The sequence below is a fragment of the Salinicola sp. MH3R3-1 genome, assembly GCF_001937155.1.
Classification (GTDB): domain Bacteria; phylum Pseudomonadota; class Gammaproteobacteria; order Pseudomonadales; family Halomonadaceae; genus Salinicola; species Salinicola halophyticus.
The window spans coordinates 56,936-75,177 of record NZ_MSDP01000014.1; the positions used below are offsets into that span (position 1 = coordinate 56,936).

Annotated in this window: 19 protein-coding genes; 9 read left to right on the plus strand and 10 right to left on the minus strand. The window is 63.9% G+C overall.

Annotation, left to right across the window (positions count from 1 at the left end; translation table 11 throughout):
* Nucleotides 1-3: 3 nt before the first annotated feature.
* Nucleotides 4-429, minus strand: a complete 426-nt coding sequence (locus BTW08_RS09080) for an HIT domain-containing protein (RefSeq protein ID WP_075562203.1) — start codon at nucleotides 427-429, stop codon at nucleotides 4-6.
* Between the two features lie 222 nt (nucleotides 430-651).
* On the opposite strand from BTW08_RS09080, the gene BTW08_RS09085 reads away from it, so the two are divergent.
* The 5 genes from BTW08_RS09085 (at nucleotide 652) to fabG (ending at nucleotide 5,546) form a co-directional block, all read left to right on the plus strand.
* Nucleotides 652-783, plus strand: a complete 132-nt coding sequence (locus tag BTW08_RS09085) for an entericidin A/B family lipoprotein (RefSeq protein ID WP_075562204.1) — start codon at nucleotides 652-654, stop codon at nucleotides 781-783.
* Between the two features lie 190 nt (nucleotides 784-973).
* The gene (locus BTW08_RS09090; RefSeq protein WP_083627775.1) at nucleotides 974-1,783 is read left to right on the plus strand and encodes a formate dehydrogenase accessory sulfurtransferase FdhD; all 810 of its coding nucleotides are present in this window, start codon (nucleotides 974-976) and stop codon (nucleotides 1,781-1,783) included.
* 299 nt (nucleotides 1,784-2,082) lie between these two features.
* Nucleotides 2,083-4,434, plus strand: coding sequence for an FdhF/YdeP family oxidoreductase (locus tag BTW08_RS09095; RefSeq protein ID WP_083627776.1), 2,352 nt, complete (start codon nucleotides 2,083-2,085; stop codon nucleotides 4,432-4,434).
* Nucleotides 4,427-4,714 (plus strand): helix-turn-helix domain-containing protein, encoded by a 288-nt coding sequence (locus BTW08_RS09100; RefSeq protein WP_075562205.1) that lies wholly within the window; start codon nucleotides 4,427-4,429, stop codon nucleotides 4,712-4,714. Before BTW08_RS09095 ends, BTW08_RS09100 begins: the two co-directional genes overlap by 8 nt.
* 67 nt (nucleotides 4,715-4,781) lie before the next feature.
* The gene (gene fabG / locus BTW08_RS09105) at nucleotides 4,782-5,546 is read left to right on the plus strand and encodes a 3-oxoacyl-ACP reductase FabG (protein WP_075562206.1); all 765 of its coding nucleotides are present in this window, start codon (nucleotides 4,782-4,784) and stop codon (nucleotides 5,544-5,546) included.
* Nucleotides 5,547-5,592: 46 nt separating this feature from the next.
* Here the strand turns inward: fabG and BTW08_RS09110 are convergent, their stop codons facing one another.
* The 4 genes from BTW08_RS09110 to BTW08_RS09125 form a co-directional block, all read right to left on the minus strand.
* Nucleotides 5,593-6,324: an alpha/beta hydrolase gene (locus BTW08_RS09110; protein WP_083627777.1), complete on the minus strand. Its 732-nt coding sequence runs from the start codon at nucleotides 6,322-6,324 to the stop codon at nucleotides 5,593-5,595.
* Between the two features lie 7 nt (nucleotides 6,325-6,331).
* Nucleotides 6,332-7,645: a citrate:proton symporter gene (locus tag BTW08_RS09115; RefSeq protein WP_075562208.1), complete on the minus strand. Its 1,314-nt coding sequence runs from the start codon at nucleotides 7,643-7,645 to the stop codon at nucleotides 6,332-6,334.
* Between the two features lie 117 nt (nucleotides 7,646-7,762).
* Entirely contained in the window at nucleotides 7,763-8,092 is a 330-nt protein-coding gene (locus BTW08_RS09120) for a hypothetical protein (RefSeq protein WP_075562209.1), read from the minus strand.
* 7 nt (nucleotides 8,093-8,099) lie between these two features.
* A complete protein-coding gene (locus BTW08_RS09125; protein ID WP_075562210.1) occupies nucleotides 8,100-9,473 on the minus strand; it encodes an acyclic terpene utilization AtuA family protein in 1,374 nt (457 codons plus the stop codon).
* Nucleotides 9,474-9,580: 107 nt separating this feature from the next.
* Between BTW08_RS09125 and BTW08_RS09130 the strand changes: the two genes are divergently transcribed.
* Nucleotides 9,581-10,495: a LysR family transcriptional regulator gene (locus tag BTW08_RS09130; RefSeq protein WP_075562211.1), complete on the plus strand. Its 915-nt coding sequence runs from the start codon at nucleotides 9,581-9,583 to the stop codon at nucleotides 10,493-10,495.
* Between the two features lie 11 nt (nucleotides 10,496-10,506).
* On the opposite strand, the gene BTW08_RS09135 is transcribed toward BTW08_RS09130, so the two are convergent.
* Genes BTW08_RS09135 through BTW08_RS09150 form a run of 4 tightly spaced genes read right to left on the minus strand, consistent with a single transcriptional unit; the run spans nucleotide 10,507 to nucleotide 14,530 of the window.
* Nucleotides 10,507-11,274, minus strand: coding sequence for an ABC transporter permease (locus tag BTW08_RS09135; protein WP_083627778.1), 768 nt, complete (start codon nucleotides 11,272-11,274; stop codon nucleotides 10,507-10,509).
* Nucleotides 11,271-12,350, minus strand: coding sequence for an ABC transporter ATP-binding protein (locus tag BTW08_RS09140; RefSeq protein ID WP_075562212.1), 1,080 nt, complete (start codon nucleotides 12,348-12,350; stop codon nucleotides 11,271-11,273). Before BTW08_RS09140 ends, BTW08_RS09135 begins: the two co-directional genes overlap by 4 nt.
* 34 nt (nucleotides 12,351-12,384) lie before the next feature.
* Nucleotides 12,385-13,578: an ABC transporter permease gene (locus BTW08_RS09145; protein ID WP_075562213.1), complete on the minus strand. Its 1,194-nt coding sequence runs from the start codon at nucleotides 13,576-13,578 to the stop codon at nucleotides 12,385-12,387.
* 7 nt (nucleotides 13,579-13,585) lie between these two features.
* The gene (locus BTW08_RS09150) at nucleotides 13,586-14,530 is read right to left on the minus strand and encodes an ABC transporter substrate-binding protein (RefSeq protein ID WP_075562214.1); all 945 of its coding nucleotides are present in this window, start codon (nucleotides 14,528-14,530) and stop codon (nucleotides 13,586-13,588) included.
* Between the two features lie 359 nt (nucleotides 14,531-14,889).
* Between BTW08_RS09150 and BTW08_RS09155 the strand changes: the two genes are divergently transcribed.
* The 3 genes from BTW08_RS09155 to BTW08_RS09165 all read left to right on the plus strand — a co-directional run bounded on the left by BTW08_RS09155 (nucleotide 14,890) and on the right by BTW08_RS09165 (nucleotide 17,161).
* Nucleotides 14,890-15,207, plus strand: a complete 318-nt coding sequence (locus BTW08_RS09155) for an I78 family peptidase inhibitor (protein WP_075562215.1) — start codon at nucleotides 14,890-14,892, stop codon at nucleotides 15,205-15,207.
* Nucleotides 15,208-15,407: 200 nt separating this feature from the next.
* The gene (locus BTW08_RS09160) at nucleotides 15,408-16,463 is read left to right on the plus strand and encodes a hypothetical protein (protein WP_075562216.1); all 1,056 of its coding nucleotides are present in this window, start codon (nucleotides 15,408-15,410) and stop codon (nucleotides 16,461-16,463) included.
* Nucleotides 16,464-16,624: 161 nt separating this feature from the next.
* Nucleotides 16,625-17,161, plus strand: coding sequence for a cytochrome b (locus BTW08_RS09165; protein ID WP_083627780.1), 537 nt, complete (start codon nucleotides 16,625-16,627; stop codon nucleotides 17,159-17,161).
* A gap of 23 nt (nucleotides 17,162-17,184) precedes the next feature.
* Here BTW08_RS09165 and BTW08_RS09170 read toward each other — a convergent pair whose 3' ends face one another.
* Nucleotides 17,185-18,237: an ion transporter gene (locus BTW08_RS09170; protein ID WP_075562217.1), complete on the minus strand. Its 1,053-nt coding sequence runs from the start codon at nucleotides 18,235-18,237 to the stop codon at nucleotides 17,185-17,187.
* Nucleotides 18,238-18,242: the final 5 nt, after the last annotated feature.

An 18,242-nucleotide genomic window follows, 5' to 3' on the forward strand; every position in this document is an offset into this window, starting at 1 on the left:
CGTCTAACGCGCGAGACCCGCTTCTTTCGCCAGCCGAGCGATCTCCGCACGGCGCTTCTCGAGCGCTTCGTCAGTATAGGCGGCGGCGCTGCCCTGGCCCCAGACCGGCCCGGGCCAGGCTGCGTCATTCTGAAAGCGCACGATCACATGGAGATGACATTGCGCCACCACATTGCCGAGCGTGGCGATGTTCAGCTTGTCGCCGCCGTAGTGGCTCATCATCGCCTGACCCAGTTGGCTCGCTTCCTGCCATAGCGTCGCCTGCTCGTCGGCGCCCAGATCATAGACTTCGACGACCCGCTCGCGCTGCGGAATCAGAATCGCCCAGGGGTAGCGCGCATCCCGACTCAGGCGAACCTGACACAACGCCAGATCGATGACGTGGACGCTGTCCTGCTGCAGGCGCGAGTCGAGGGTGAAAGTGGGCATGAGGCCTCCGAGTGAGAACGATGAATGACAGTGGAAACGCCAGCTCCAGAACCGCTGACGGCGAGTCGGTGACCGGTAGCAGTTTAGACGCCAAATCCGGCAGTTAGACAAGTTGTCGTACGCCTTTGCGCGACTCTCTGCTACCTTGATGACAGGCCGATAACAAAACGGCCCGGATGAGCTACGAATTCATCCGCCCAAACCGTTAAGGAGGACGACACCATGAAACGCCTAATTGCTTTCTCTCTGTTCGCACTGTTCAGTGCCGGTATCCTGGCGGGCTGCAACACCGTCGATGGCGCTGGCAAGGACATCGAGAGCGGTGGCGAAGCCGTACAAGACGCCGCCAGCTGAGTTCGCGACGCCCGATCCCCAGGATCGGGCGTTTCGGTTGTATCGTCAGGCGAGTCGTATCGTCAGACTAATCCTATCGTCAGACCGGTCGTTTCGTCAGCACGACCCCGCGCCAGAAATCCCGCGTCGTCTACCACCCGTGATATCGTTTCACTGCTTCCCGACGCCCGTCGATGGAATGGAGTGACCTATGACAGCGCCGTTATCCTCTCGCACTGAAAACCCCTCGCAGGATCCCCAGCGCGAGCTCGATCCGTTGACGGCTTTCGAGGATGCCAGCGGCCTGGCGCTCGATACGCTGCCCGGTCCGCAGGAATCGCCCGTCTCGATCGTTTTCAACGATACGGCTTACGCGACGGTACTGGCGACGCCGGATCAACTCGCGTCGCTGGCCGTTGGTTTCGCGTTCAGTGAAGGAGTGATCGATCGCTATGCCGATGTCGAAGCCGTCGACATCGAAACCAGCCGGCATGGCTTTCGGGTCCGCCTGCGGGTCGCCGAGCGGATCGCCAGACGTGCCGGGAGTCAGGCGAGGGCGACGCTATCGACCAGCGGCTGCGGGGCCTGCGGCGTCCAAGAGGAATCGCAGCTGCTGTTCGGCTTGACCCGCCTGCCGGCCACGACCTTGCCCGAGACGACGACGATCGCCGCCGGGCTGGATGCGCTGCGAAACGAGTCCGCCCCCGGCGTGCATCTGGCTCTGGGGCTGTCCGAGATCGGCGAGATCATGACGGTGGGCCGTGATATCGGCCGCCACAATGCGCTGGATAAGGTGATCGGTGCCAGTCTGATCGCCGGCAACATGCCCGCGCTGGTGATGACCTCCAGCCGCTGCAGTCTCGAACTGGTGCAGAAAAGCGTTCGGGCGCGGATCCCGGCGCTGGCAACGCTCTCTTACCCCTCCCGGCTCGCGGTCGAAGTCGCGCGCAGCTGCAATTTGACGCTGATCAACTGCCACCGCGGCAAACGCCTCGAACTGCTGAGCCGCGGTGACGGCTAAAAGTTCGTCCACTCCCCGGTTATCCTCAAGCGCAGCGCGTAACGGCCGATACGCTATCCCGTTTGGCGCGCAAGCCCTCGTCCGTCAGGTTATCGACAGCTGAAACGTTAGCGGCGTAATATACTTTGGTATTACGACCAACGTTCATGTCGGCTCCGTTGCCCATCCAGCGCGCGAGGCTTTCCTTGCGCCGAGAGCGAATCCCGGTCTTCATCGCCGCCACACTGCCGTGTGCCGGTGGCGGGCGCGTCTGTCACTGCCATTCCCGTTCGTCACCCCTCGAACGTGTAAGGAGAAGCATGTCCCAGTCCCAGCAGGAATCCAGCCCAGACGTGTCCAGTGCTGATGCCACTCAGCCCGATGCGAAGGTGTTCGCCTATCACAATCCGGCCGGTGGCTGGGGCGCGCTGAAGTCGGTGGGCAAGCATCTGTTGCACAGCCGCTCGCCGGCGCTCAATGCGCGTTCGCTGTTCAAGCTCAATCAGCCGGACGGTTTCGACTGCCCGGGCTGCGCCTGGGGCGATCCGGAGCACGCGTCGTCGTTCGAGTTCTGCGAGAACGGGGTCAAGGCGGTGACCTGGGAAGCGACCGCCAAGCGTGTCACGCGGCAGTTCTTCGCCAGGCACAGCGTCAGCGAATTGAAGACCTGGGACGACTATCGCCTCGAGGATCAGGGCCGTCTGGTCGAGCCGATGCGCTATAACGCCGAAACGGATCACTACGAGCCGATCGGCTGGGACGCGGCGCTGGACCTGATTGCGGCGGAATTGAAGGCGCTGCCGTCACCGAATGATGGCATCTTCTATACCTCAGGCAAGGCATGTAACGAGTCCGCCTACGTGTTTCAGCTGCTGGCGCGGTTCTTCGGCACCAATAACCTGCCCGACTGCTCCAACATGTGCCACGAAGCCAGCGGCTCGGCGATGAACGCGGCGCTGGGTACCGGCAAGGGCAGCGTGCTGCTGGAAGATTTCGAGAAGGCGGAAGCGATCTTCGTCTTTGGTCAGAACCCCGGCACCAATCACCCGCGTATGCTGGGCGTGCTGCGGGAAGCGGCAGAACGTGGCGCGACCATCGTCACCTTCAATACGTTGAAGGAGCGCGGGCTGGAGAAGTTTGCCGATCCGCAGAAGCCGTTCGAGATGCTGCATAACGGCAGCCACCGCATTAGCAGCCACTACTTCCGGCCCAAGCTCGGTGGCGACATGGCGGTGGTGCGGGGCATGGCCAAGGCGCTGTTCGCTCGCGATGCCGCCGGAGACGACGTGCTCGATCACGACTTCATGGCCGAGCATACCGCGCATCTGCAAGCCTACCGCACCCGCGTCGAGGCGACCGACTGGGCGACGCTGGAAGACCAGTCCGGCCTGACGCGCGACGAGATGGAGCAGGCCGCCGAACTTTACGCGCGTTCCAACGCCACCATCGCCTGCTGGGCCATGGGGATCACCCAGCACGAGCACTCCGTGGCGACCGTGCGCGAGATCATCAACCTGCTGATGCTGCGTGGCAACATGGGCAAGCCGGGCGCCGGCCCGTCGCCGGTTCGTGGGCACTCCAACGTGCAGGGCGACCGCACCATGGGGATCTTCGAGAAACCCTCGAAGGCCCTGCTGGACGCTCTCGAAGCGCGTTACGCCCGAGCCATGCCGCAGGAATTCGGCGTGGACTCGGTGGCCGCGGTCAAGGCGATGCGTGACGCGCCGGGCAAGGTATTCATTGGCCTGGGAGGCAACTTCACCCGCGCCATTTCCGATAGCGTGGTCACCGAGCAGGCCATGGCCAACTGCCGGCTGACCGCATTCATTAGCACCAAGCTCAACCGCAGCCACCTGGTGACCGGCGAGCAGGCACTGATTCTGCCGTGCATCGGGCGTACCGAGATCGATGCCAACAGCGCGGGCAAGTCGCAGCTGATCACGGTGGAAGATTCGATGAGCATGGTGCACGGTTCCGCCGGGATCAATAAACCGGCAGACAAGTCGCTGCGCTCGGAAATCTTCATTCTGACCGGTATCGCCGAACGCTTGTTTGCCAACGACGAGCTCGGTAACGACGGGGTCGACTGGGCCTCGCTGCGCGAGGATTACGACGTCATTCGCGAGCATATCGCCGACGTCATTCCCGGCTTCGTGGACTTCAATCAGCGGGTTCGGCAGCCACGTGGGTTCTGGCTGCCCAACTCGGTCGCCAGCCTCGAGTTCGCTACCGCGACCGGCAAGGCTGAGTTTTCCGACGACGCGCTGCCGCAGGCCGTCATGCATCAGCGTCTGGCGAAACGCGACGGCTGGCTGACGCTGCAGACGATGCGTTCGCATGACCAGTACAACACCACCGTCTACGGCTATAACGACCGTTATCGCGGCATCGAGGGCGGCCGTCAGGTGATCTTCCTCAACCGCGACGATATCGCGCGGCTGGGCTTCGAGGCCGGGCAGTGGGTCGATCTGGTCGGTGAGTCCGATGACGGCGTTACGCGCCGTGTCGACGGTTTCAAGATCGTCGCCTACGACACGCCCCAGGGCTGTGCCGCCGCGTATTACCCGGAAACCAACCCGCTGCTGCCGTTGGATCACAAGGGCGTGCAGAGTCACACGCCGGCATCGAAATCCATCGCCGTGCGCCTGGAAGCCAGCACGCGACTTGCCTGAGCTTCCGGAACTTATCGAGCTGCAGCGCCAATGGGAGGCGCTGCAGCTCGAGCATCCCCAACTCAACCCGGTCGCGGCTCTGGTGCTGGTGGCGCTTCGGCAGTCCGATGCGCCGAGTGCCAGCGGCGTTTCCTCGGCGGTGCTGTCGCGCCACCTGGGGCTCGAACATGCCCTGATCCGGCGCGCGGCGGCCGAGCTGGAGGCCGGCGGCTGGGTCACTGCCCGGCCGTCCGGTGGCGCCAGCCCTGCCTTGCGGTTGATTTTGACACCCACTTGCTGACTCAATGCCGGTATCGACGACTGTCGCGATCATCGCAGAACACGATCACCGTAGAGAGGAAGCCTGCATGTCGGATCATCACCTGAATGGACGAGTCGCCGTGATCACCGGTGGCGGCGTGGGCATCGGTTACGCCATCGCGAAGGCACTGGCGGCTGCCGGGGCGCGAGTCGTCATCACCTACCGCTCCCACGAGCCGGATGCAGAGGCGCTGGCGGCGTTGACCGCCAGTGGCGGAGAGACGGCGCTGGCCCGGTCGCTGGACGTCACCGATGAAGCTGCCGTCGAGGGTTTCGCGCGCTGGCTGAAAGAGAAGGTCGGCGGCATCGATATCCTGATCAACAACGCCGGCGGCTTGATTCAGCGTTCGACCATCGAAGAAATGCCGTTCTCGCTGTGGCGAAGGGTGCAGGCGCTCAACGTGGATTCGGTCTTTCTGGTCACCCATCATCTGCTGCCGCTATTTGGCGACAACAGCGGGCGCATCGTCACGGTGTCATCGCTGGCCGGACGCAATGGCGGGCATGCCGGTGCCACGGCCTACGCCACCGCCAAGGCGGCACTGTTCGGCTTCACCCGCGGACTGGCCAAGGAAGTGGCGGGGCGGGGGATTACGGTCAACGCGCTGGCGCCGGGTTTCATCGAAGCGACACCGTTCCATGCGACCTTTACCACCGACGAATCCAAGCGCGCCACTATCGACACGATCCCCGCCGGACGCGCCGGTCTGCCCGAAGATGTCGCCTCGGCAGCGGTCTGGCTGGCGAGCGACGGTGCCGCGTTCGTCTCCGGCACCATCGTCGATATCAACGGCGCCCAGTACTTTGGCTAAGGGCTTTGGCTAAGGGCTTTTATTAAGGGTTCTAGCTGACGGCCCGCTAGTCGAGCGAGGCGAGGAAATCGTCGAGGCAGGCGGCTAGCGCTTCGGGGCTTTGGAGCATCGGGGTGTGGCCGGCGTCGAGGATCTCGAGTCGGGCGCCGGCGATACCTGAAGTCAGCGCTCGGGCGTGCAGGAGTGAGCGGGCCGGGTCGCGCTCGCCGTGAACGACCAGCGTCGGGCAGCGGATGTCGCCTAACCGTCCCGTGAGATCGAGTCGACGCAGGCTCGTCATGGCGCGGTAGGCGCGTTGGGGGCCAGCGGAAAGCGCGTAGCGGCGCAGCGCGTCGCCGTGGCGAGCCAGTGGTTCTTCACCGATGCAGCGCAGCAGGAAAGTCTCGATGAAGGCTTCTCCCCACTGTGCCAGCAGCCGCTGCGGCAGATCGGGATCGCCATGATGGGCGGCGCTGGCGCCGGTATCGATCAGAATCAGCCCGTCGAGTCCGGCCCCCAGCTGTGCCGCGACCTGCAACGCAACGACCCCGCCGGCCGAGTGGCCTACCAGAACTCGACGATCCAGAACCCGATGGCCCAGAACCCGATGGCCGAGCTCCCGCGCCGGCCAGCGGGCGACGATCTCTCCGGCGGCGATCTCCAGGTCGCCATTGCCCGGACCGACGAGCCAGTCGAGGGGCTGCCAGCGCCAGCCGTTTCCAAGCAGTACCGGGTCGAAGATCGTCGGTGACAGCAGCGTGCCGGGCAGCGCCATCAGCGAGCCCGGCATGAGGGTCATGTTGCCATTAGCCACCGATGGCGCCGATCAGCCAGGCGAAGGCGAGCAGAATGATGCCGATGCCCCACGCCCACAGGAAAGTGAACTTGAGATGCTCGCGCAGCTCGACACCGGCCAGACCGATAGCGAGATAGACGCTGGGCACCACCGGGCTGATGCTGAAGCCGGTGTTCTCGCCGATCAGCATCGCGCGAGCAACCGCTTCGACCGGGACGCCGGCAGAGGTGGCGATGTCACGTACGATCGGCATTAGCGCGAAATAGTAGGCGTCCGGCGAGAACAGCATGCCCAGCGGCACGCCGAAGAAGCCGACGATCAGGTGCAGAACACTGGCCGAGCCATTGGGCAGCAGATCGATCAGCGCAGTGGCCATGCCTTCCGACATCCCCGCGCCGGCCAGTATGCCGAGCAGAATCCCCGCGGCCAGCATCACCAGCGCCATCTGCAGGGCATCGTTGGCGTGCCTGGCCAGCTCCTTGCCCTGCGCTTCCGGGCGCGGGTAGTTGAGCAGCAGCGCGATACCCAGGCCGACCATGAAGCTTGCGTAGAGCGGGAAGGCGCCGGTGAACAGGATCAGCAGAATGATCAGCGTCAGCACCACGTTGGCCCAGTAGCGCCAGTTGCCGATCGGCAGCGCCGTTTCCCGCGGCGGCAACAGGTAGGCGCTCATGTCGCCGCCATTGCCAGCCTGACCGTGGCCGTTGGCTCGATTGTGACGTTGGGCCTTGATGCCGAAGTAGCTCGCCAGCGCCAGCAGCAGCACCATACCCAGCGCCTGTACCGGGATCAGCGGCAGCCACAGCTCGGAGGCTTCCACGCCGGCCGTGGCCGCCGCGCGCGCCGTCGGGCCGCCCCACGGCACCATGTTGATCACGCCAGCACTCAGCCCGACCAGGCAGAGCAGAATCAGCGGGCTCATGTTGAAGCGTTGATAGAGCGGCAGAAAGGCCGGAATGGTGAGCAGGAAGGTGGCCGCGCCGACGCCGTCGAGATGGGCGATGGCGGCCACCAGCACGGTAACGATGGCGACTCTGAGCGGCTCGCCGCGGGTGCGTTTGATCAGGAAGTTGACCAGCGGATCGAACATGCCGCGCTCGCGCATGATCCCGAAATAGAGAATGGCGAAGATGAACAGCGTGGCGGTCGGCGCGACGGCAGTCAGGCCATCCTTGATGAAGCCGCCGGTTTCGGCCGGGCTAAAGCCCGCCAGCAGGCTGGCAGCGACCGGGACCAGGGCGAAGGCGACCACCGGGGTCAGTCGTTTGAGTAGTATCAGTGCGATGATGCCCAGCATCATCACGAATCCGAGTGTTGTTATCATGATGGCTCCGTGAGTTGGCGTTGTGGGACGCTCGAGCGTCTCTTGGCGTGGTCAGAACAAAGGTGAATGTCGAAGGGCCGAAGTCGAAACCGGTTGAATCGGGTCGAATCGGGTCGCTCAGCCGTCGGGCGCCGGCAGACGCATGCCCAGCAGCAGATAGCTCAGACTCTTGCCGTGGCGGTCGAGCGTCGCACTCTGATTGACGCCGCCTTCCAGTGCGCCCTCGATGACGAAGTTCATGCCATCGAGATGGGGCAGGCAGTATCGGGTCACCTTGCTTGGGTGGCGATGCTCGAATCGTGCCGCTATCGCCGCTTCGCCAAGGTGTTGCTCGAGCCACGCGTAATGGCGGCTCTCGAAGGCGAATACGGCCACGTTCAGCGTGTCGCCCTTGTCGCCGGCGCGGGCATGGGCGAAGTCGGCAAGTAAAACGTCTTGGTTCGTCATCGGTGCCTCATTGCCAGGATACGAACGGCGTGACTCGTTCGCGCGCGATCAAAAAAGATTGGGTGCGCAGCGATTCGCCGAGTTGCCGACGCACGCCACCGCCACCGGCCGGCCCGTTGAGATAGAGCGCTTCGAGTTCCTGCAGCGCCGTGTCGATGGCATCACGGTCGCGGTCGACGATGCCCAGGCGCAACCGCACGTCTTCCACCGCCGGGGCTTCCCTCAGGCGCTTTTCCAGCCACTCGCCGCTGCCGTCGTTGAACAGGCTGGCGACGCCGATCAGATCGAAATGCGGCCTCAGTTGCGGCAATCGGGTGCCCAGGCGCTGACGCAGAATCTCCAGCGCCAGTTGGGCGCGTTCCACTGCGTCAGGGCCGGCGTAGGAGATGCCCGCTTCACCGAACCACAACCCGCGCAGCCCCAGGTTGCCCTTGAGCGTCGCGGGGGCCGGGTGCCCGTGAATGCCGTGTATCGCGACCCGGTCCGGGCCCAGGGTTTCGAGTCTCGCCCGCGAGACATCGAGCGTGACGTCCGGCGTCAGATAGGCCGCCGGATCGTGAACCTCGTAGAGCAGCTGTTCCTTGACCGTCTGCTCGGTGACGCAGCCACCGCTGCCCGGCGTCTTGGTGATGACTAGGCTGGCGTCGCTGCCGACTTCGGCGATCGGGCAGCCAAGATTGGCGAGATCCGCGACGGTCTTGCGCCTGGCATCGGCGAAATAGCCGCCGGTGATTTGGGTTCCGCATTCCAGCAAGTGGCCGGCGGCGGTCGCCACCGCCAGATGCTGCCAGTCATCTGCCGCCCAGCCATGGGCGTGACGCAGCGCGCCGACCGCCATCGAAGGGTCCGCCAGCCGCCCGCCGATGACGATATCGGCGCCGTCGCGCAGTGCCTGAGTGACCGCTTCCGCACCGATATAGACATTGCAGGAGACGACCTCCTCGCGCGGACAGTCGGCGGGAAGCCAGTCGGCCCTCGCGGTCTGGCCGTCGAGCGCGTCGCCCAGATCGTCGCCCATCACGCAGGCGATTTTCGCGTCCAGGCCTTGGGTCTTCAGCTGCCGGCGCAGCCGCTGTGCCGCTGCCACCGGGTTGGCGGCGCCACCGTTGGTGATGATCGGAATGCCGTGTGTCAGGCACGACGCGACGATCGGCTCGAGAAAGGCGAACAGATGCGTGGCATAACCCAGGGCCGGGTCTTCGAGCTTGCGTAGCTGTGCCTCGGCCAGGGTGCGTTCGGCCAGCAGTTCGAAAAACAGATAGCGCGCCCCGTCTCGCTCGGCGAGTGCTTCGACCAGCGCGACGGCGGCATCCGGGCGGTCGCCGGCGAACCCGGCACCGCAGCCGATGTGTGCGTAGCGAATGGATGGGGAAGATGACATGGGGAATCCGTTGAACCGTCGATGGCAGAGACAATGGCGCAGGGCGACAAGATCAGGCAAAGCCATATATCTTATGAATTGATAAAAAATATCTATTCGGAAGAGCGATGTTTCACCAACGACAACTCCACGCATTCGTGTTGACCGCCGAGATGGCCAGCTTCACGCGGGCCGCGAAGGAAATTCACCTGTCGCAGCCGGCGTTGAGCTACCTGATACGAAAGTTGGAAGAGGAATTGGGTATCGCGCTGTTCGCTCGCAACACGCGCACAGTGATGCTGACGGAAGGAGGTGAACTGTTTCTGGGCCACGCCCGGCGAATTCTCGCCGACATGACTCTGGCGCTGGATGAGACTCGCAACGTGCGCGAGCTCGAACAGGGAAGACTCACAGTGGCAGGGCTGCCCTCGGTCGCCTCGTCTCTGCTCCCGCGTACCATTGCCGCGTTTCGCAAGCGCCACCCCAGGGTGACCATTGCCTTGCGCGACGGCTTGGCCGATCAGGTCCACCAGTGGGTACGCCGAGGCGACGTCGACATGGGGCTGGGCTCGCCGCTGGATCAGGATCGCGAGCTCGATTTTCAGCCGCTGTTTCACGACGATCTGATCCTGATCACGCCGCCGCGGGTGGTGAGACGTAGCGAATCGCCCTGGTACGGGCTCGATGAGATGCCGTACATCGCCATGACCCCGGGCTCCAGCGCCAGGCACTATGCGGATCTGGCAATGGGCCATGCCGGCAGGCGGATCGAACCCAGCTGGGAAGTGAGCTTCATGAGTTCGGCGATCGCCATGGTGAGAGCCAAGCTCGGCTATGCGTTGCTGCCGGCGTCCAGCGTCGACGTCTTCAACCTCGAGCAGATCACCCGGTTGCCCATCAACATGCGCGAGCCGCGGGAAATCGGCATTCTGCGGCGCAAGCCACTGCATTCATCGCCGGCGCTGGAGGCATTCGTGCGGCAGCTGCGCAAACAGATCGTGCTGAATGACAGCGGCGAGCACCTGAGTGCCACCGACGACTAGCCGCCGAACGACTAGCCACCAAAAGAATATCGCCGCTCCAGCCGTTCGAACAACAGGTCGGTGACGATCGCCAGCAGGCCGACCAGCAGCGCGCCCTGGATCACGTAGGCGAGATTGTTGCCGACCAGGCCGGCGATCAACGGCGTGCCCAGGCTCTTGGCGCCGACGGTGGAGCCGATGGTGGCGGTACCGATGTTGATGATCACCGAGACGCGGATACCGGCGATGATGACTCGCATCGCCAAGGGCAGTTCGACCCGACGCAGAATCTGCCAGCGGCTCATGCCGTTGCCGCGGGCGGCTTCGAGCGTGGTATGCGGCACCGTGCCCAGGCCGGCGATGGTGTTCTGGATCACCGGCAGCAGGCCGTAGAGCGACAGCGCGATGATCGTCGGGGCGAAGCCGAAACCGGCCAGCGGCACGGCGATGGCGAGCACCGCGGCGGGCGGGAAAGTCTGGCCGATCGCGGCCAGCGACGACACCATCGGTTCGAACTCGCGCCCGACCGGGCGGGTCACGAATAGCCCGGCGGCGACGCCGATCGTCACCGAGATCAGCGACGACATCAGCACCAGGCCGATATGCGCGAGCATCAGGTTGAGGAAGCTGTCGCGCGAATAGAGCGGGTTGCCGAGATCGGGAAACAGCGCCCGAAACAGCGGCTCGAGTTGACCCATGCCCAGCGTCAGTCCGACCAGCAGCACGATCAGCACGCCCAGAACGCCGTTGCCGGCGGAGGCGGCGCGAAGTCGGCCGAGCCCCTGAGTTGCGCCACTCATGACGCCGGGTCTCCTGCGCTCAGTCCGCTTTCGGCCTCGATCCCCATGATCCCCTGCATGCCGATCTCGGCGATCAGCTTGCCGGCGTCATCGACCACCGGCAGTACCATCACGCGGTACCACACCATTCGGGAGAGCGCTTCCTTCATGCTCATCTCAGGCGTGGCGCTCCACTCGGGTTTGACTTCGGTCACTTGATGATCGTCGTCCAGCCGGGCGCCCTCGAGAGCGATCGGCCGGCCGGCGTCGTCGAGTTGCCAGCAGTGGTCGAGACCTTTCAGCGTCGCATGGTGCTCGAAACTCGGCTCGCGTTGATACTGATGAACCCAACGCCGGGAGAGCAGCTTGAGACCGAGATCCGCCTGGCCGATGAATTCGCGGACGAAGTCATTGTCGGGCTTCACCATCAGCTCGATGGGCCGGTCGTACTGCACCAGCTTGCCGCCATTGAGCAGCGCGATGCGCGTCGCCAGCTGAAGCGCCTCGTCCATGTCGTGGGTCACGAAGACGATGGTCTTGCCGGTCTGCCTATGCACGCGGCGCATTTCGGCCTGCAGCACTTCGCGGGTAAGCGGATCGACGGCGCCAAAAGGCTCGTCCATCAGCAGTACTTCGGGGTCGGCGGCCAGCGCTCTCGCCACGCCGACGCGCTGCGCCTGACCGCCGGAGAGCTGGTGCGGGTACTTGTGGCGGAACTCGGTCGGGTCGAGATGAAACATCGCCATCAGCTCGTCGACACGATCGTCGATGCGCGACTTCGGCCACTTGAGCAGCTGCGGCACGGTGGCGATATTTTGGGCCACGCTCCAGTGGGGAAACAGCCCGGTCGACTGGATGGCATAGCCGATCCGTCGTCGAAGCTGTTCCGCCGGCAGCTCGGTGACGTCGTCGCCGTTGAGAATGATGCGCCCGCCGCTCAGCGGCACCAGGCGATTGATCATCTTCAGCGTGGTCGACTTGCCGCAGCCGGAGGGGCCGATCAGCACCCCGAATTCGCCGGTATCGAGCGTCAGCGAGACATCGTCGACGACGTTCTTGCCGGCGTAGGTCTTGGTCAGTCCTTGCAACTCGATCATGCGGATCTTCCCTGATTGGGACCCTAAAGTACGCTCAGCGAGTGCCCGGCGGCCGGCTGAGCGTGACCAGAATCTGCAGCGCGAAGTCGGCGATTACCGCCAGCACGATGGTCGGGATGGCGCCCAGCAGCACCAGATCGATGGCGTACTGCCCCAGGCCCTGAAAGATGAAGGCGCCGAAACCGCCGGCCCCGATCAGCGCGGCGACCACCACCAGGCCGATCGCCTGCACGGTGACGATACGCAACCCCGAAAGAATCACCGGCAGCGCCAGCGGGATCTCCACCTGCCACAGGATCTGGCGTGGCGTCATGCCCATGCCGCGCGCGGCTTCGAGCGTGCCGGCAGAGACGCCGGCCAGGCCGGAGTAAGTATTGCGAACGATCGGCAGCAGCGAATAGAGCACCAGGGCGATGATCGCCGGGGCCACGCCGATGCCGCTAACGCCGAGATCGCCAAGCCACGGCACGGCGCGGCCGAGCGCCGAAAGCGGGGCGATTAGCAGGCCGAACACGGCGATCGACGGTAGCGTCTGGAATACGTTGAGCATGCTGAACAGGCCGTTGCGCAGACCGTCGCGGCGATTGACCAGCAGCCCCAGCGGCAGGCCGATCGCCAGGGCCGGGATCAGCGCGCCCGCCACCAGCAGCAGATGACGAATCAGCTGATCGACGAAATTCGCTTTCTGGTTGGCGAATTCGCGCATGATCGACAGCGGCGAAAGCAGATCGCCGGAGAAGCAGGCGCCGATCACGGCCAGCGCCGCCGCGCCGAACAGCGCGCGCTTGACCAGCCCGAGACGCAGCCGCTGTAGCGCATCGATGGCGATCAGCGCGCTGGCGAACAGCAGGATCCAGAAGGTCGCGCCTTGAGAGACACGTGCGGCCGGTGAAGCATCGACCAGCGCGCGGTGGGCATAGTCACCGAGCGCGAAAAAATCCAGCCCCAGCAATGACAGGGTGGCGATCAGCGAAAGCCATAAAGAGGTGCGCCGGGGCAAGGGCCTTGCCAATGTCGCGGCCAGCAGCGCCAGCCCGATGAGCGCGAGCGCCGTGAGCTGCCACCCCGGCAGGGCTTGCCACAGCATCATCGGCTGCCCCGAGGACAGCCGGTTGGGAGACAGGCTGGCAAACGGCAGCAGCACGCTGCTGGCGACCGCCGCAATCAGCAGCGTCAGCAGCACCCGGTTGCCGACCAGGCGAGAGTCGGCAGATCGTGCCAGCGTCATGATCGAATCAGTCCAGCAGGCCCTGTTCGACGAGGTAGTCGTGGGCGACCTTGTCCGCCGACAGGCCGTCGACCTGAATCTTGCCGTTGAGCGTCTGCAGGGTTTCACGATCGAGCGATTCGAACAGCGGTTTCAGCAGCCCTTCGATCTGGGGATGGGCATCGAGCACAGACTGACGCACCACCGGGGCGGGCTCATAGACCATCTGCACGCCTTTCGGATCATCCATGACCTTGAGGCCGGCGGCGGAGATGGCGCCGTCCGTGCCGTAGACCATGGCGGCATTGGTACCGCTGGTGCCTTCCGCGGCGGCGCGAATGGTAGCTGCGGTGTTGCCGCCGGAGAGCACCAGCAGCTGATCTTCGTTGAGCGTGAAATCGTAGGCGCGCTGGAAGCTCGGCAGCGCCGCGTCGCTTTCGACGAATTCGGCCGAGGCGGCCAGCTTCACTTCACCGCCGTCGCTGACCCAGTGACCGAAGTCGGCCATGGTGGAGAGGTCGTTGTCACCGGCCACATCCTGGCGAACGGCGATGGCCCAGGTGTTGTTGGCGGGCGCCGGCGTCAACCAGGCCAGCTGGTGTGCTTCGCTGTCGGCGGCCTTGATCTTGTTGTAGCCGGCCTGTTCGTCTTTCCACGCCGGGTCATCGGTGGTGTCGGTGAAGAAGGCGCCGTTGCCGGTATATTCGGGATAGAGATCGATATCCCCGGCGACGATTGCCTGGCGCACGATGTTGGTCGGACCAAGCTCCAGCCGACTGTCGACCGGCAGATCGGCGTTCTCCAGCACGTCGACGATCATGTTGCCGAGCAGAGAGCCTTCGGTATCGATCTTGGAAGCCACCCGAATCGGTTGCTGGTCATCCTGGGCCATGGCCTGACCGATGCCGAGACTGGCGGTGATCGCCGCGGCGGCGACGGAAGTGACGAAATGGGTCGTGAGCGACTGGCGCATGGTGGCATTCCTTTGCGATCGATGAACTCAAGGCTCGATTGTTGCAGAGCAGCCATCGACAATGGCGACTCCCGGTGGCCCGCCGACGAGGCTGGCCTGACTCGTGCAGGCAGAGTCTGAGTTTAGCGGGAGTGCGCCCGGTCGACCAGCCGATGCCGAGCCTGACGCTAGCTGCTAGGCTAGGAGTCATGGTGGGGCGTTAGATGATCCGTTGTCGACTCGATACTTATGCGACATTCTGTTCGACGAGACAGGGCATTCGGCACGGTGTTTTCAGAACACCGTTTCCAGCAAATCGCATTCAGAAAGTCCTATTCAGAAAGTCGTATCTAAAAAATCGTACTCAACAGGAGCAGGCGATGAAGATTCCCGGCGCGGCAATGATTATCAGCGGCATGCTATTGGCGGGTTGCAGCACCGCACCCGAACCCGATCAGGCGCCGCCGCCACCCGATGTGAAATCGGTTCCCGAAGATGCCTGCGGCGCCCAGAAAGTGGGCAGTCTGGTGGGCGAGATCCTGACGGACGAGCTGCAGGCGCGTATCGGCGAGCGCTCGCGCGCCGAGAACATTCGTGTCGTGGAACCCGGCAAGAACTACACCATGGATTATCGATCCGAGCGTCTCAACATCAAGGTCGATCAGCAGCGCAAAATCACCGATATCGCCTGCGGTTGAGACCAGGAATTCGCCAACGCCCGCCTGGGCGAATTGTCGATCGTCTACAGCAGCGTGCGTCGAGGGCCGGCCAATCACCGGCCCTTTTCATGCCCGCATGTCGGGTCAGGCACGCAATCGTTTTTGCGCCAATGTCATCCGTGGACGCCACTGGAACGGCATCGGCGGAAAAATGCGCATCGATTGAACGAGGAGTCACCATGCTACGTACCGAAGTCATCACCGAAGGCACGCTGACCTGTTTTCCTTCCGGGCTGACCTACGACGACGGTTCACTCGTCAACGTCGAGGTGTCGGCCGTGGTTTTCGACGGCCAGCGCCTGATTCTGGCCAGCGACAAACCGATTCCCGGTGAAAGCCGGTCAGCCGCTTTTGCCTTCGATCTGATCGATGGCCTGCCGGATCCGGACAGCCATCGTTTCCTGACGGCCGAGGCCATTCGGCGCGCGGTCAAGTACGAGGATTTCGCACTGACCGTCGATGGCCGCTATATCCTGGCGACCACCGGTTTCGATCGTATCGATGACGAGAGCCACGATCTCAATGCCTACAATCATCTGCTGATCTGGCCGGTGGGCGACCCGGACCGCGTGCAGGTCGTCGATCCGGACCCACGTGACGGTGTCGAAGGTTCGCTGGAGCTGAGACGTAAGCTCGATGACGCAATCGGCGTGCCCTACTACAAGATCGAAGGGCTGGCGGCAGTGCCGTCGCGGCCCGATCTTGGCGAAGAGAGCGACGGCCTGCTGCTGTTCGGGGTACGCGAGCAAGGGCGGGCTCATGACGACTTCGAGTACGTGGCCCGCGTGGTGGGCGTGCACTACCGCATGACGGTCGACGGCAATCTCGAGTTCGTCGACGAGCTCTGCGAGCGCTATCGCTTCCAGCCCTCCGAGTATGCCGGCGTTCGCCATATCTGCGGGCTCTCCAGTCTCGAGTACGACCCCTACAACGATCGTCTCTATCTGATGGCCAGTTTCGAAATCGAGGACGAGGAGGGCGAACAGACCGGTGGCTATTTATGGTCGATGTCGCTGGCCGACTTGAGCAGTGGCGCCAGCCCGTCGATCGTCGAGGACGCCCACGGCGAAGTGCTGGAGTTCGAACACAAGGCCGAGGGGTTGGCGGTGCTCGATACCGAGCGGCTGTTCGTCGCCTACGACAACGATCGCGATATGACGCTGGGCCGGATCGACGAGCGCGACGAACGGGAAGCCTGCGAGGCGCCCTACACGGTGCTTCGGATCATCGACTGAGGCTGCGAATCCTTCTGACGCCATGAGTCTTAGGTTGAAGCGGCGGATCTTTGGCTGACGCTCCGGATCTTTGGCTGACGCGTCAGCTCATCGAGTCGTTGCCTGCGCGTTGGGAATGTACGACAGTCGGCTTTCACGACGTGATTCACAGAGGCAGGACGATGTTGAAGGATTCCCCGCAACACTATGGGTCGGTCACCCGAGCCTTTCACTGGCTGATCGCGTTGCTGGTCATCGCACAGTTGACCAGCGTGTTCTCCAGCTTTCTGTGGGAGCACAACGCCTATAGTCAGCTGATTCTGCCCTGGCACACGACGATCGGGGTCAGTGTCCTGACCGTGATGGCAATACGCACGCTGTGGGCCCTGTCGCAGCTGTCACGGCGGCCCGCCCATGAAGGGAGACTGCAGCGCCTGGCCATCGCCGGGCACGTCATCATGTATGCCCTGCTGATATTGATGCCGCTGTCCGGCGCTCTGATGACCTGGGGCTCGGGTTACGGGATCCATGTGTTCGGTACGGCCTGGTTCGAAGGCGCCGACGCGCCGTGGGCCGCCGGTTTCGGCAAGCTTCACGGCACCTTCGCCTGGCTGCTGTCGTTCATGATCGTGGGGCACATCGTCATGGCGATGTATCACCATTTCGGTCGCCGGGACGACACCCTGCGCCGGATGCTGGGGCGCAAGGATCCCGGCTGACCGTTCGGCTCACGTTCCGAGGCCTATTCGGGGCGGGCGTCATGGCGCGTTCGCGGCTCGCTGAGTTCGCTTTTCCAGCGCTTCACGGCGACCTGCTCCTTGAGCAGTTCCAGCATGTCGATCAGCACTTGCTGAGTGACCCGATCGGTCCTGTCGTCGACCTGTAGCCAGGCATCCACACCGCTGCCGACCAGGTCGGTCATCAGCGAGTGAAAATGCGGCGAGCGCAGCCCGTCGATGGCCTCGTGAACCACGCGGCTGGCGATATCGCTGAGACTGCGTTCGATACTCTCGGCCACGGCATCACCCATGGGCAGCCGGCGCAGACGGCGTAGCTCGTCGTTCTCTTCCATCGTTCTGGCCACCAGCGCGGCGACGTATCGGTGCACCTGCTGGTGGTTCTCGGCGTAGCCCTTGTTGATCGTTCGCTCCAGCCGCGCCGCCACCTCATCGACCAGGGCCGCCCTACGCGGCTGAATCACTTCGTTCGAGATGCGCTGGGTCAGGTGCTGGCTGTCCCGAATCTCGTTCTGCATGTCTTCCAGCAGGTTGATCGCCACACGGTCGGAAATCTCCTCCATCAGCACGCCGTAGTAAGTGCGATAGAAGCGGTAGAGACGCCAGCGGGTGATGTCGATCACGCCCAGTCGCTGCAGCCGGACGAGCAGCGAGACCACACGAAGCACGCGGAGCAGCCGGAAGCCGGCTAGGGGAATGCAGCCAAGCACGTCGTACCAGTGCACGAACGGATAGAAGAACCACCGCGCGTAGCGTTTCTGGGCGATCGCGATGGCCCAGCCCAGCAGCACGTCGAAAATGAAGATGGCGACGAAGCAGAGATCGATCTCAACGAAATTGGCCCGGATCGTGGTGTCGTAGGCGTCGTGAAGGCTCGGCGCGACAGCTTCGAAGGCGGCGTTGAGCGGCGCGATCAGATAGAGACTATCGAAAAGCAGCAGCGCCAGATTGATCGCCACCAGCGCGATGACGGCGAAATCCCAGACCAGCAGCAGTCGCTCGCTGAGCGGGCTTAGCCGCCGTGTGGCGCGTGGATGGCGAGGGTCGGCTTCAGGCATCGAAC

Coding starts and splice junctions, on each gene's coding strand:
- BTW08_RS09080 (WP_075562203.1), bottom strand. CDS start 429: ATGCCCACTTTCACCCTCGACTCGCGCCTGCAGCAGGACAGCGTCCAC.
- BTW08_RS09085 (WP_075562204.1), top strand. CDS start 652: ATGAAACGCCTAATTGCTTTCTCTCTGTTCGCACTGTTCAGTGCCGGT.
- BTW08_RS09090 (WP_083627775.1), top strand. CDS start 974: ATGACAGCGCCGTTATCCTCTCGCACTGAAAACCCCTCGCAGGATCCC.
- BTW08_RS09095 (WP_083627776.1), top strand. CDS start 2,083: ATGTCCCAGTCCCAGCAGGAATCCAGCCCAGACGTGTCCAGTGCTGAT.
- fabG (WP_075562206.1), top strand. CDS start 4,782: ATGTCGGATCATCACCTGAATGGACGAGTCGCCGTGATCACCGGTGGC.
- BTW08_RS09110 (WP_083627777.1), bottom strand. CDS start 6,324: ATGACCCTCATGCCGGGCTCGCTGATGGCGCTGCCCGGCACGCTGCTG.
- BTW08_RS09115 (WP_075562208.1), bottom strand. CDS start 7,645: ATGATAACAACACTCGGATTCGTGATGATGCTGGGCATCATCGCACTG.
- BTW08_RS09120 (WP_075562209.1), bottom strand. CDS start 8,092: ATGACGAACCAAGACGTTTTACTTGCCGACTTCGCCCATGCCCGCGCC.
- BTW08_RS09125 (WP_075562210.1), bottom strand. CDS start 9,473: ATGTCATCTTCCCCATCCATTCGCTACGCACACATCGGCTGCGGTGCC.
- BTW08_RS09130 (WP_075562211.1), top strand. CDS start 9,581: ATGTTTCACCAACGACAACTCCACGCATTCGTGTTGACCGCCGAGATG.
- BTW08_RS09135 (WP_083627778.1), bottom strand. CDS start 11,274: ATGAGTGGCGCAACTCAGGGGCTCGGCCGACTTCGCGCCGCCTCCGCC.
- BTW08_RS09140 (WP_075562212.1), bottom strand. CDS start 12,350: ATGATCGAGTTGCAAGGACTGACCAAGACCTACGCCGGCAAGAACGTC.
- BTW08_RS09145 (WP_075562213.1), bottom strand. CDS start 13,578: ATGACGCTGGCACGATCTGCCGACTCTCGCCTGGTCGGCAACCGGGTG.
- BTW08_RS09150 (WP_075562214.1), bottom strand. CDS start 14,530: ATGCGCCAGTCGCTCACGACCCATTTCGTCACTTCCGTCGCCGCCGCG.
- BTW08_RS09155 (WP_075562215.1), top strand. CDS start 14,890: ATGAAGATTCCCGGCGCGGCAATGATTATCAGCGGCATGCTATTGGCG.
- BTW08_RS09160 (WP_075562216.1), top strand. CDS start 15,408: ATGCTACGTACCGAAGTCATCACCGAAGGCACGCTGACCTGTTTTCCT.
- BTW08_RS09165 (WP_083627780.1), top strand. CDS start 16,625: ATGTTGAAGGATTCCCCGCAACACTATGGGTCGGTCACCCGAGCCTTT.
- BTW08_RS09170 (WP_075562217.1), bottom strand. CDS start 18,237: ATGCCTGAAGCCGACCCTCGCCATCCACGCGCCACACGGCGGCTAAGC.